The following is a 14,694-nucleotide window of genomic DNA, read 5'->3' on the forward strand; positions in this document are numbered from 1 at the left end:
ATTATAAAATATCAAGCTATGTGTGGAAAACTAGTTCTTATAATACATCTTTAGCTCAAAAAACTATGTTTCTATGTATCTATCTGGCCTTTTAAAACTTCAATTTCTCAGGCAGATATTTAGCCGCTAATTCTTTATAATAAGGAAGCAATGCTTGTACATCGGGCTTAACTGGAGCTTTTGTGTACAAATCGTACGGATTGAACTTTCTAACCCAGTCAAACATTTCAATGTCTTTTTCATTCATTAAATGTGCGTAAGCATTTTCTTTGTGCTGAGAATAGAATGAATGATAACGAATCATGTATAATGCTGGTTCTGGCAGATAATCTTTCATAATCTGATATAAATATTCGTCATGCCCCCAACTCATCTTTACCTTATCCAATCCACAATTTTCTGTGTAGATTCCAAATTTGGTATTGAATCTTGGATCTGTATAATCTGGGTTTTCTTTAAAAAATTCTGAATACACGATTTTATCCGAATACGCACATCCAACAGGAAATGTATCTCCCACAACTGCCCATTGGGGTTCTCCAAACAAGCATAATATTTTACCCAAATCATGAATAAAACCCGTCAAGACAAACCAATCAGGATGGCCATCAGCTCTAATTGCTTCTGAAGTCTGTAAAAGATGTTGCGTCTGATCTAAATCAATATCTGGATCGCTGTCGTCTACAAGTGTGTTTAAAAAATCAACAGCCTCCCAGATTGACATTTCTTTTTTGTTGAATTGCAGAAATTCCTGTTCTTTACTGCAAACAAAATCATAGGTTTGATACGTGTGGTTTATTCTATAAAACTCTTTAACTGTTTCTACCCTTTCTGAATCGACATAATTCCTGAACTCTTCTTTCTGCTTTTCTTTTACATTTTTTTCAGAAGGATCAGGATATCGCATTAGCAAATCATCTTCCCACTCATCTAAATTTTTTAAAGGATTATCTGTATCTATATGCTTTTTCATAATGCTTAATAGTTAAAAGTTACAAGACAAAAATAGAATTACATCCTTCTTTCAAAATGGACTAATACATCAAAAACATGGATAAAATTGATTATTGTAGGATTTTTTCATACTAAACAAACGAAAAGCTATGGCAATGTGTTTTTCGCCACGAATTCACGAATTTTTATTTGAAGACAGATGCTACTTCTTTTTTAAGTAAAAATTACACGGATTTTTTCTAAATTATTTAGATGAATATTTATAATTGCTTAAGCGCAGAATACCGCAAATGGAAATATATTTTGTACCCAAGGTTGAAATCTTGGTCTACGTTTTTAATGGAGTTAAAATCTTTGCGGAGTTACTTATGGAAATTTGCTTCACCTATTCGCTATCACTCAAGTTCTCCTCGGAATGAAAATAAGCGATTTGTAGAAATTAGAGCAATTAGAACAAAAATCCGATCTAATATGAGCTAAAAAAATTCGTGAATTCGTGGCAGAAAAAACTTAATTATATCAGTTTACTTGGCGGGAAACCAAATTGTTTTTTGAAGCATCTGCTGAAATATAACGGGTCATTGAAACCAACGAGATTGGTTACTTCTGAAACATTATATTTTTTAGTTTTAAGCAATTCTGCTGATTTTTTCAAACGGATCGTTCTAATAAATTCGTTTGGAGCCAAGTCGGTAAGTTCTTTAATTTTTCTGTAGAGTTTAGACGAACTTACTCCCAATTTATCACACAAGAAATCGGTAGACAGATCTACTTCACTTAAATTATCATTGATCAGATTGGTCACTTTTTCCATAAATTCTTCATCTACTGGCGAATGTGTCAGCATACTTACTTTGCTTTCCACTTCTCCAGAAAATTTCTGTTTGAGCTCCAATCTCGATTTGATCATATTCTCAATAACAGTTTTCAACAACAATGGCTCAAAAGGTTTTACCAGATAACCATCAGCTCCAGTGTCGTAACCCTTTACCTTATCCATATTTTCAGAAAGTGCAGTCAGCATTATAACGGGAATATGACTTATAAATTCATCATTTTTAAGTTCTCTACAAAATTCCAATCCGTCCATAACAGGCATCATGACATCTGTAACACATAAGATCGGCTTAATTTGTCGGCAGATTTTCAAACCTTCTTGTCCATTTTCGGCATCATAAACTTTGTAATAATCAGACAGATAATCAACCAGATATTTTCTGAGTTCACTATTGTCTTCAATAACCAAGATTTTTTCTTTTAAATCTGTATTTTGAATGATTTTCTTCGCTGCTTTTTCTGGAATAAGCATGCTTAGATTATCATTTTTAAGAGCATATTCAAAGACTTCTTTATCTTCATAAGAAGCACGGTCTATTGGAATTTCAACTCTAAATGTACTTCCTTTTCCCGGTGTGCTTTCAACAGAAATAGCTCCTTTGTGAATAGATACCAAAGATTTCACCAGCGATAAACCAATTCCCGATCCGGTGTTATTTTCCTGACTGTTCGATGCCTGATAAAAACGTTTAAAAATTTTATTCTGGCTTTTTAGCGGAATCCCGATTCCGTCATCAGTTACCTCAATTACCAAAATATCTTCAACGGCATCTTTAAGCCTTACATACAAATCAACATTTCCGTTTTTATTGGTAAACTTCAAAGCATTCGATAAAAGATTATACAGTATTTTATCATACTTGTCATTATCCAGCCATCCAATTATTTGCTGATCCTCTGTGATAAAATTGAGTTTAATCTTTTTGTTAAAAGCCATTTCTTTAAACGAATCGAAAATATTCTTAGAATATGACAGAATATCTGTTTTAGTCACTTTCAGTTTTAATTCGCCTGATTGCGCTTTTCTAAAATCTAAAACCTGATTTACCAAATTCAACAATCGGCTAGCATTTTGATAAATTAGATTATATCTGCTTTTTTCATAATCGGTTGCATTGCTGTTTTCTTCCAAAAGCTGTTTTGCTGGCCCTAAAATTAATGTTAATGGCGTTCTTAGTTCATGCGAAATATTCGTAAAGAAACGCAGCTTTTCATTATTGAGTTTTATATCATGTTCTCTATTTACTTTTTCGGTAAGCAGTTCTTGTTTTAGCCTTATTCGGTTTTTAATCTCTCTTCTGATGAAATAGAAAACTCCAAACAGAATCGCAAAAAACATTAAAAATGAAGTCGGCGTAAGCCAGAACGGAGGCAGGATTTTTATTTTATAAGAAACCGTTTTACTCCAATATCCGTCACTATTGCTTGATCGTATTTTAAAAGTGTAATTACCAGGATACAAATTCGTATACTGCACTATTCTTGAAGTGCTGTTAGCAGTAATCCAATGTTTGTCAAAACCTTCGAGCATATACTGAAATCTATTCAATTTTTCATTTGCAAAGGAAGGAGTCGAAAACTGAATCGAAAAATTTCGGTTTTTATGGCTCAGCTCAATTTCTTTACCATAATTCAGATCTTTTGAAAGCGGAATTTCTCCATTGATTTCCATTTCTGGAAAAACTTCTTCGTTCTGAATCTTAAATTCGGAAATAACGGGCAATGGCGACCATTTGTTTCTTTTCATTGCTGGTGGTGAAAAAGAAATGATTCCGTTTTTACCGCCCAGAAAAATATTCGAATTATTAAAATAAAAGAAGCCACTGGAGCTGAAAACATCGAGCCTGTTACCGCTGTTTACGTGGTAAATGCTGATATCTTTCAAATCTGCTCTAACAAAAGCAATGTTGTTGTTATTGATGTTCAGCCATAAATTTCCTTTCGCATCTGAAAGGATATCGGTAATCCATTTTCCTGAAAGTTCTTTCAGTTGTTTTATCGGCTCAAATTCGTTCTTTTTCGGATTGTATAAACATAGTCCAAAACGTGTTGAAGCCCATATCTTGCCTTTTACGTCAACTAAAACATCACTTACATTCTCATCATGCGGCACTCCTTTTTCTTTGATAAAAAGCGATGAATAGGTTTCTATTTTCCCTGAATTGATATTGTATTTTACCACTCCCGTTTCTGTAGCAAACCATATATTATTTTTGGCATCTCTGTCAATCGCATTGATTTGAAAGTTTGGCAAAAGCTTGCTTGAGGTCTGCACTTGCAGGGTTTTAGTATTTAAAATTAAAGCACCTTCTCCAAATGAACCCGCAATGAGAGACTCTCCATCAATTTTAGAAAAAGCAAAAACAGGCGAATTATCAAATCCCGTATGTATTTCTCTGGAAGAATTTGTCAAATAATTGTACACCAAAATATTTCCACCCCAAAGACCGCAGTAAAATATCTTTCCATCATCGGAATAAATGCTGGCAATATCTTTTCCTGTATTATGCAAAGGAACTGAGCCTTTTGTATTGGAAATAAAAAGTCCGTTATGATAAGTCGCTACAATTACTTTTTCATCGTATGTTTTGGCAAAACCTCTTATTCTTGGCGCCTGATTTCCAATAGAACGCGATATGTCTTTGTTTAAAGTAAACTGATTTTCATAAGGATCATATTTATCCAGACCATCTTCGGTTCCAATCCATAGTACCCCAGATTTATCAAAATAAAGTGATGCTATTAAATTATCAACCAGCGAACTATCATCTGACAAAATAGAATAATACCATTTATAATTTCCTTTTTGGATATCTTCCAATTCATTGCAAACCAGCAATCCTCCTAACGTTCCTACCCAATATTTCCCGTCTGGGGCTTTTGCAACAGATAGAAAATATGGACCTAAAGCTCCTCGAATCTGTTTATTCTCAATATAAAGATTAATGAACTGATTTCTTGCTTTATCCAATTTGTATAGTCCTTCTCGAGTTCCTATAAAAATATCCGATTTGGCATCTTCGTAAATAAAATTAAGATATGGATTTTTGACATTTGAATTTGGTACAGAGAGCGTATAGGTCATAATCCTAACAATTGCCCCTTTTGCATCCATTGTAATTTTGGCCACACCTGATTTTTCATAACTACCAACCCAAACATTGCCTTTTTTATCTTCAAAAATCTCTTTGACATAATCAAAACCTTTAAGCTGGATTTTCTCGAATCGGTTCTCTTTCAGAAAAAACAAATAAACTCCTTTGGTTTTTGTGCCTACCCAAACTCTATTGTATTTATCTGCATAAACCGATCTCACTTCATCATCAGGCAAACTGTTTGGATCGTTTTTTTTATGAAAAAAAGTCGTGAAGACATGGGTGTCCATTTTAAAAAGCGTCAATCCTTTTCGGGTTCCAATCCACAAATTATTAGAAGCTTCGTCTAATTCTAAAGCTGTAATATCATCATTGTACAATTTATTTTTTCCAGGAGTAGAACTCATGTAATTCTTGAACTGATAACCGTCGAAACGGTTTAATCCAGAGAATGTTCCAAACCACATAAAACCTTTTTTATCCTGTACAATATGGCGTACCGAATTATGAGACAGTCCGTTATTGTCGTTATAATGCGCAAATTTTATATTCTGTGAATACGAATAATAAAAACTGGCAGATAATAAGAATACTATAAGGAATTTTAATCTCATGAAAATAAATTATAAATGCAATTTAATCTTTTTGATTTAATAAATATTAAAATTATTTAACAGATAAGTTATGAATTTTACCATTTTTCAAATCAATCTTAAAATGATCGGAAGGCTCTCCATTCATCGTTTTATGAAATATTTCTGACCATAAAATCAGTTTGGGATCATCTGCTTTTTTTAACTGTCTGCATATGACTTCATATTGTTTTAATCTTTCTTTTCCAATTTTTGAAAATGCTAATTCGTCAGCACTTTTTAAACGGTAAAAATCGAAAATCATATCAAAACCATTCCATGATTCAAAATCGGAAAGGGTCAGAGAATTCACTTTCAAATCTTTAGCCACTTCTTCCTTATTTTTGTTCTTTTCTAATAAATCTCTTCCTGATAGATTTACAATAGATTTTAGAAATTCAGTCGGAAAATCTTCGGGCAAGAATCTTAAACGAACCAACTCTTTTAAATGCCAATTGGTAAATTCTTCGTAATCTTTTGCCTTTAGAATTTCTTTATCCCAAACGTCTTTACTTTTTATTTCTTTTAAGTGCGAGTATTCTTCTTCATAAAAAGGAAATAGACTATTGAATTTATGTACTTTTCCAATTACAACAGTTTCAACTTCGAGTTCAGAATCTGAATCAATGGTCAAAATTTTATAAGCTGGCATATAAGCGGCAAGCGATGGAGTTTGAATATTAAACAGCGTGTTTCCTTTTGCTGTCGTTCTAACGCCTGTATCGTTTATGTGCATGTGTCCCCCAAAATGAACCTGAATTCCCGCATCTGCAAATTGCTGTGCGACATCTTCATTGGGAACACGCTGTAATTGCATTTTATCGGCACCGAAAAGCTGTTTCAATTCAGCTGAAGCATTATTATTAAATTCCACCATTGGGTAATGGCTAAAAGCAATTAGTATTTTTCCTTTTGCTTTTGCTTGCTCTGCCACTTTTTTTACCCACTTTAGCAAATGGCTTTTATAAATCAGAACATTATTGTACCCTGTATTGGCTCCAGAAAAGTCATGAGGATCATTTGGTTTTCCTGATAATTTTTCATTCGGAACATACGCATTGGCATCTATAGCCAAAAGCCAGATTCCTTGTATGGGTTCGACCAAATAACTTGCATCTGGCAGAAACAAATTGGTGTTTTTAATTGTATACGTTCTTTTTTCTAAAGCGGATTCTTTTTGGGCTTCTTCAAAATTATATTCTTGGTAAGTGTAGTTTGAAAAAGGTGTTTCCCAATACAAATCGGTCTTTTTAGGAAAGAAACCAAAATCACGCATTTCTTCAATCGTCTCTTTATAACCCCAATTTTTTATATCGGCAGTTATAATTGGAACTAGCTCGCTTTTACTTGCATTAAAATTGTTTTCAGAACTGCTAATAATCTGTTCTTTTCCATCTTTTCCTAAAAAATCGGTTTTAACAGCATCTTGCAAAAAAGGTCTTACAACATCGTGATTTCCTGTGGTTACATAAAACGAAATGCCGTATTTCTGAGAATATTCGTTAAGAATTTTTCGTAATCCGCGAACATGAACGGGCTGTCCATCATCACTAAAATCACCTGGAAGCACAACCTGTTTTATGCCCCTTTTTACGATGTCATTTAGCGCTTCTAAAAAAGCAAAGTAGTTTTCATTAAAAATTCGAGTTGAATGCAGTTGCGCATTCATGGTCCTAATATTGGCGTATTCGCCCGTTACAGGGTTTTGAATGCCTTGATAATTGCTGTCTTCAAATTTGGCAAAAATATCCTGTAAATGTGCATCGGCTATAAAAGCAATCTTTATTTTTTGATCGTGCGAATGCTGTTCTGTTTTACAAGAAATTAGAACTGCAAAAATCAATACCCAACAGAAATTTTTAAATGCCATGGTTTATTATTATAACTCAGAAACTTTAACCCTTTGGGTGAAATTAATTTTAACACATAGAAACATAGCTTTGTAAACTTTAGAAAAGGCGTTTCACTTATTTGAAAACACATAGCTATGTGTTAAAGCTTGCTTTTTTTTGCTACTCTTAAACAAAAGCAGTAAAATAATCTATGTTTCTATGTGTTAAAGTTAAATTTTGTTCTGCTTCACCCACAGTTTACTTTATTAATCCACAACTTTTACCAACGTTGGGTTGATTCCTAATGGATTATTTGTGATTTTACAGATTAAGGGGAAATCTGGATTTTTTACAATCCACATTTCAGTTTCATCAATCTTCGCTTTTACATGCAGAGCATCAATTGGTTTGCCTTCAATTTGAACACTTTCTGCATTTTTTTTATCTAGAACATATGTTGTATTATTATAAACAAAGGAACCTTTTTTGACTAAATCTTGATAAGCCGACTGCGAAATCATAAAAAACGTTTCTGTTGGTTTTAAGTTTAAAACTGGCTCATATTCTCCTTGATTAAAACTTAATTCAGTTCCGTTTTTTACGGCTTCGGGAAGCATTACTATTTTACTTTTCACGCCTCTGGTTTCTAATTTAAAAGCTAATTTATCAGTTGCTGTTTCTGCTATGAGCTGTAAAGTTCTCGTTTGTCCGTGCAGTTTGCAGACATAATGCAGTTGGGTATTATTTTTTAATGTTGGAATGTAATTCTGAGATATTCCTTTCTGATAAACGATGCAGAAAAGAAGCATTAAAAATATATTTTTCATCCTGTTTATCATTTTTTATTTATTTGGCGGTAAAATTGTCGTTCCCCAAGCTGATGGTTTTGAATCCATTTCTAAAACCAATTCGCCACCGTTATTAATATCATCATACGTAATCCATGCTTTGTTGTATGGTTTTCCATTTAGTAGCGCACTTTTTATGTATCTGTTTTTATCCGTCATTTTTTTAGCTGAGATGGTAAACTTTTTGCCATTTTCCAACTGTATTGCTGTTTCTTTAATTAAAGGCGTATTAATCAGATAATAAGGCTGTCCAGCATTTGGGTATAATCCCATCATGTGGAAAGCCAGCCAGGAAGACATAGCGCCAGAATCATCATTTCCTGGCAAACCTTCTCTCGAAGTATTAAAATTATTCTTTATAATGCTTCTAATCCTGTCACTGCTCAAATAAGGTTTTCCGATCCAATGGTACAAACAAGGCGTTAAAAATGAAGGTTCATTGGCCACATTATATAAATTTTGATCAAAGAAAATATCCAGACGGTTTTCAAACGCTTTTTCACCACCTGATTTTTTGATCAGTTCTGGAACGTCGTGCGGAATACTGAATGAATATTCCCAAGAAGTTCCTTCGTAGAAAAACACGCACCAATGGCAAACGTACCAAGGGGATTCGATAATAACAGGCGTATATTTAAAAGTAGGTTTCTGGATTTTGGATTCTCCAAAAACGACATCATCCAGCCAATTTCCGTCTTTGTCTTTTGGCATGATAAATCCTTTTGCTCCGTTATTTTCGTAATCGGCACGCCATAAATTCTGCCAGCTTTCAGCTTGTTTCATGTATTGATTATACAATTCTGTTTTGCCTAAACCTTTGGCCACTGTGGCAATATTATAATCGTTGTACGAATAATCGATTGTTCGGTTTCCTGCGCGGTCAGTGCCATAAGGAACGTAACCTAATTTAAGGTAATCCAAAAGTCCGCCGCGTCCTTCTCTTTCTTCATTTCCTCCCGGAGGCACCGTAGCGTCCTTAATCATGGCTTGCAAAGCCAATTCGTAGTCAATTCCTTTTAAGTTTTTCACAAAAGCATCAGCGATAACCACCTCAGCATTTGATCCGCCTTGAGTTCTTCCATTATCATTTCCGCTTCTTCCTTCTGGCATATATCCTTCACGTTTGTAAATATTAAGCATCGCGTTGATGATATCTACTTTTCGTTTGCTATCAATTAGCGTGATTAACGGACTTGAAGTTCTAAATGTGTCCCAAATCGTATAAAAATCATCGTAATACGGCTCATCATTTGTCCATAAAGGATTCTCTCCTGTTCTGTCCACAGGCATAATCATAGTGTGATACAAACCTGTATAAAACATTCTTTTATACTCGTCTGAAGTGTCTTTTGAAAGCTGAATACGGCTTAATAAATTCTCCCATTTATTTTGCAGTGCGCCCAATACTACATTAAAATCCCAATGCGGAATTTCAGCATCTATATTATTCTTCGCTTTTAATTCGCTCAAAAACGAAATTCCGATTTTGACGTTCAGCTCTTCTTTTCCTCCATTTCCGAAAGACAATAATGCGGCTGTTTTCTTTCCCGAATCAAATTGGGTTTTCTGATTATTATAGAATTTCCCGTCTTTGAAAGTCACGTATTTCGCTATTGGCTGATCGAAAACGGCACAGAAATAAACCGTGTAAGCTCTTCCATTATTCCATCCGCCTCTAATTCTGCTATAGCCTCTCACTTCTGTATCTGAAACTATTTCAATTTGTGAGCCAACAAACTGCTGGGCTTCTCTAGCATCAGGAATTTTTTCTTCTCCCAGAAAAAATCCTGGGTCTATCTTTAATTCTTTTGAACTTTTTTTAGGATAGGTAATTCTATAAAATGAAACTTTCTCTCCAGTCGTAATTTCAGTTTTAATGTTATTTTCTTTGAAAATGGTTTCGTAGTAACCCAATTTTACATTTTCTTCAGCTCTAAAAGAAGTCTGATCCATTTTATCCAAAGCACCAGAAAAAGGCATAATCAGGATGTTGCCGTACTTTGGTCCTCCACCCGTTCCACTCACATGCACTTGACTGAATCCTGTCACTTCTTTTGGTTCTGGAAGCCAACCGCTGTTTGGACTAGAAGTACAATCTGGACTTGGTTTTACCATTCCATAAGGACAAGAAGGCCCGATAAAAACTCTTCCCACGCCTTCTGAACCTATCATTGGATCAACATATTGATGTACATTCTGCTGAGCACTGCTATTTATGGCAAGAAGAAAACTTGCTGCTAAAAAAATGAGCGACTTTGTATTTTTCATTCCCTAATTATTTCTTTAGTATTAAGATTTTGGCTGATCTGACATTTCTAAGATTAACTCACCTCCATTTGTAATCTGTTGATGCGAAAGCGTAAAGTCTTCTACTGCTTTATTATTGTATCTGATATTTTTTATATATACATTTTCTGAGCTATTATTCTGGGCTCTAATTACAAATGTCTTTCCTGAATAATATGCCGGATTCAAATCTATCGTAATTTTGTTGAAAATTGGGCTCCCTATTTGGTAAACTGCATCCTTGTCTGTTCCCCCATTCATTTGAAACAAGCCTATTTTAAGCAAAACGTTTAAACTTCCCATTAGACCTTGGTCTTCATCTCCGTTATATCCAGTTGCAGGAGATAATCCGCTGAAAGTCGTTTTCACTACGTTTCTAGTCCAGAACTGCGTTAAATCGGCTCTTCCTAAAAGAGTAAATATATTGGAAGTTTGGATTGATGGCTGATTTCCGAAATTTACAGGAATCCTGCTGAATTCTGGATGCAATTCTGCGTCATGTGAAGTTCCTGAGGTATAATTTTGTTTTTTAGCTGTTTCAAATTGAATATTCAATTTTTCTACCGCCTTTTCTTTTCCGCCCATTAATGATGCTAAACCTTCAATATCATGAGGAACAAGCCAAGTTGACTGTGCTCCGTTAGATTCAATAAATCCGTTTTCATACTGATAAGGATCATAATTTTCTCGCCATTCTCCTTGCGCATTTCTCGGACGCATCCAACCGATTGACGAATCAAATATGTTTTTATAATTCTCGGATCTTTTCATGAAATATAAATAATCATCTTCATGGTTCAGTTTTTTTGCCAGCTGTGCCAAAGTCCAATCCTGATAGGCATATTCTAAAGTTTGGCTTGCTCCGTCTTGGTGGCTGCCAAAATCCCCATCAGGAAGCGGATACGGCACATATCCTTTTTGCAAATAATATTTTAGTCCGCCTCCAATATTGGTATTGTGTTCATATCCAGCTTTTCCCATAATACCGCCTGGCATATGATTTTTTTTGAGTGCAGTATAAATCTCTTCAAGATTGTCTTTTACAATTCCTTTTTGGATTGCGCTCACTATAAATGGAGTTGTCGATGCTCCTGTCATTACATACGTATCATTTCCGCCAGCAGGACCCCGAGGAATAATACCTCCATCTTTATAATACTGCATTAGCGAATGCACAAATTCTTCCATGATTTCAGGATAAACCAATCCCCAAAGATTATTGATGGTCCATTGGGCTCCCCAAAAGGCATCAGAATTATAATGGTTGAATTTCGGTTTTCCATCAGCATTTACCGGCAGCTGTCCCACCCTAAATTTTTCTCCTGTATTATCAGGATAAGCTCCATTTGCATCGCTAATCATTTTTCTTCCTTGTAAGGCATGCCATAAATCAGTATAAAATCTTCTTTGATCGTTTTCAGTGCCTCCTTCTATTTTTATTCTTCCTAATAAAGCACTCCATTCTTTTCTTGAATCAGCAACTGTTTGGTTAAAATTCCAATGAGGCAATTCAGTTTCAATATTCATAGAGGCATTTTCTATAGAGGTATACGAAATGCCTACTTTTATCAGTATTTTATCTTTAGCTTCACCAAAATGTATTAAATAATTTCCTGTCGTATTATCTCTTTCTATAGAAGAAATTGGCTCATTGGTTTTAACTTTAAAAAATACGGTCAATGGTTTTGGACGTCTGAAATTAGTGCTTAAAACTAATGATCCAGAAAGTTCATAATCATTGTTTTTTTCTAATTTCCCATTGGTATTTTCGCAAGGGCCTAAAATCGTATTGAGGTTAAAAAGAATGGCTTTTTGTGCATTTTTGGGAAAAGCATATTGATGAAATCCAACTCTTGGTGTGCTGGTCAATTCTGCTGTAATCTGATATCTATCTAATTTCAACGAATGGTATCCTGGTGTTATGATTTCGGTCTGATGGCTAAATTTGGAATAAAAATCTTTAAAAACGGTTGATTTATTCGTGTCAGAAATCGTAACTGGCATTATAGATACACCAGACATCTGCCATTCGTGAATGTGGCTGAAACCTTTAACTGTATCTGTAGTGTATTTATATCCGCCTCCCCAATCGCCTTTAATTTCAGTATCGGGACTTAAATTAACCATACCAAAAGGGCGGCTTGCTGATGAAAAGTAAAACCATCTTGAATTTTCGGTGTCCAACAACGGATAAACCATATCTGATACTTGTTTCTTTTGCAAGGAAATGGCTTTCTGAGCGTTGCATGACAATAAAAAAACTAAAGTCAAACTTATGGCAATATGTCCTATTTTATAGATTTTACTTAGTTTCATTTATGCTGTGTATTGATGGGACAAATTGGGCTGATAATGATTTTTCTAAAAATTAAAAGAATGTTACAAAGCTTAATCTCTCATTTATCTTCAAAAAACACATTTGATTAGGCTTTGCAAGCATTCTAAAAATGAAACAAAAATGAATTGGTTATTATAAGTAGCAAAAACCAATGTTACTTTTAGTAAAAAGGAGAAGAATTTTACGCTCTTCTCCTTTCAAAATTAAATCGGGTTACACAATGCGTACCTATTTAAAACCCTTATTTTTAATATCCGTCATTTTGAATTAAAGCTGGATTTAAAACCATAGCATTGGTTGGAATCGGGAATACACGACGATAAACATCTGTATTAGTTTTATAGCCCCATGATCCTTCATATTTTCCAAAACGGATCATATCGTTTCTATGCCAAGCTTCCCAAGCAAACTCACGGCTTCTTTCTTTGTAAAGCTCTTCTAAAGTAACACCGCTTACAGGTGCAGATGTTGTACGGTTAGAACGAACCATGTTTACCAATGCATCTGCGCTTTGACCTAAAGTTACAGCGCCTCCGCGAAGTATTGATTCTGCTTTCATTAACAGCACATCTGAATAGCGTAAGAAAGGAACATCATTCTTTTGGTTACGATTTGTTGAAGTAGCATCTGGGTAAAATTTAATATTTCTATACCCCATGTTCCAAGCAATTTCATCGTTTCCAAGATCAAATAAAGCTTCACTCTGACGAGGTATAATATTTGGCGTTAAATTTACTTGATAAGTATATGACGCACCTCCATCAGATCCTGTGTAAAACTGGTCATATCCTTTTTTTGTTGTTGTAACCATAACTGGAGTCACGCCATCATTCATGTACTGAAGACCACTCAACCACTGTTTGTTACGAATATCGTTAGGATCATTAAAATAAGCATAAAATTCAGGAAGCGTACTTCTAGGCGCACTTGGCGTAAAAGAAAGACCAAATTTAGCTCTCTCAGAACGTGGCACATCATAACGTGCGTGATACATTTGTCCGTTGTAGCCAACTGTAACTGCTGCTGGATCATAAGGAACTGCAAAAATAAACTCTTTCATTTGCGGCCCATTGGTTGGGTAAAACATCTGCAGGTAAGTTGCTCTTGGCTCAACAGCATATAATCCTGAATTAATTACCTCATCGCAAGCTGCAATACAATCTGTATAACGTGAGGTTCCTGCGTACACTTCAGCATTCAGATATAATTTAGCCAGCATTGCATTGGCAGTCTGCTTGTTTGGTCGTCCATAAGTGCTAACCCCAGATGCAGGATTCAAATTAGGAACGGCACTTTTTAATTCTTTTTCAATAAAATTAAAAACTTCTTTTCTTGGTGTTTTAGCATGAGCAGTAAAATCTCCATACAAAGTATCCAAAGGCACATCTCCATAACTATCCATTAACATGAAATAAGAAATAGCACGCATTGTTTTGATCTCTGAAATCAGAGTCTTTTTCTCTGTTCCTTCTGGCATTGTCTGTCTTAAAATAGATATCGTCTGATTGCATGTTCCAATCACTTTAGATGTCCAGTCCCAAAGACTTCCAATGATACCATTATCGGCATTCCAGTCATGGTAATGCATGGCAATATAATTTCTGTTATCGAACCAGTTTCCTCCTCTTGCAGGCAAAATAGATTCATCTGTACTTAAAGATTGAGCCCACCACCAAGCAAAAGAAAATTCTCCTCTGAAAGCTACATAAACTGGACCCGTGGCCTGAACGTATTGCGTTGAATTTTGAGGAAACACATCAGGTGTCAATTGTGTTGTAATAGGCACATCAAGGTCACTGCAAGACCATACTAAACCAGCCATAAGTACTGGGAGTCCTAAATATTTTAATATCTTTTTCATAATTTTTAGCA

The 14,694-nt window shown here is 34.8% G+C and carries 7 protein-coding genes; all 7 read right to left on the reverse strand.

Features of this window, described 5'->3' with window-relative positions; all coding sequences use genetic code 11:
- Positions 1 to 91 precede the first annotated feature (91 nt).
- The 7 genes from FF52_RS22715 to FF52_RS22745 all read right to left on the reverse strand — a co-directional run bounded on the left by FF52_RS22715 (position 92) and on the right by FF52_RS22745 (position 14,683).
- Positions 92 to 973: an inositol oxygenase family protein gene (locus FF52_RS22715; RefSeq protein ID WP_008469272.1), complete on the reverse strand. Its 882-nt coding sequence runs from the start codon at positions 971 to 973 to the stop codon at positions 92 to 94.
- A 495-nt stretch (positions 974 to 1,468) separates the two neighbouring features.
- Positions 1,469 to 5,500, reverse strand: a complete 4,032-nt coding sequence (locus FF52_RS22720) for a hybrid sensor histidine kinase/response regulator transcription factor (RefSeq protein WP_035692293.1) — start codon at positions 5,498 to 5,500, stop codon at positions 1,469 to 1,471.
- Between the two features lie 52 nt (positions 5,501 to 5,552).
- Positions 5,553 to 7,388, reverse strand: a complete 1,836-nt coding sequence (locus FF52_RS22725) for a metallophosphoesterase family protein (protein ID WP_008469275.1) — start codon at positions 7,386 to 7,388, stop codon at positions 5,553 to 5,555.
- Positions 7,389 to 7,616: 228 nt separating this feature from the next.
- Positions 7,617 to 8,177 (reverse strand): hypothetical protein, encoded by a 561-nt coding sequence (locus tag FF52_RS22730; RefSeq protein WP_008469277.1) that lies wholly within the window; start codon positions 8,175 to 8,177, stop codon positions 7,617 to 7,619.
- 15 nt (positions 8,178 to 8,192) lie between these two features.
- Positions 8,193 to 10,466, reverse strand: a complete 2,274-nt coding sequence (locus tag FF52_RS22735; protein ID WP_008469279.1) for a GH92 family glycosyl hydrolase — start codon at positions 10,464 to 10,466, stop codon at positions 8,193 to 8,195.
- Positions 10,467 to 10,487: 21 nt separating this feature from the next.
- A complete protein-coding gene (locus FF52_RS22740) occupies positions 10,488 to 12,800 on the reverse strand; it encodes a GH92 family glycosyl hydrolase (protein WP_008469280.1) in 2,313 nt (770 codons plus the stop codon).
- A gap of 269 nt (positions 12,801 to 13,069) precedes the next feature.
- On the reverse strand, positions 13,070 to 14,683 hold the full coding sequence (locus FF52_RS22745) for a RagB/SusD family nutrient uptake outer membrane protein (RefSeq protein WP_035692310.1): 1,614 nt from the start codon (positions 14,681 to 14,683) through the stop codon (positions 13,070 to 13,072).
- Between the last annotated feature and the right edge of the window lie 11 nt (positions 14,684 to 14,694).

This window comes from Flavobacterium sp. F52 (assembly GCF_000278705.1).
GTDB classification, from domain to species: Bacteria; Bacteroidota; Bacteroidia; order Flavobacteriales; family Flavobacteriaceae; genus Flavobacterium; species Flavobacterium anhuiense.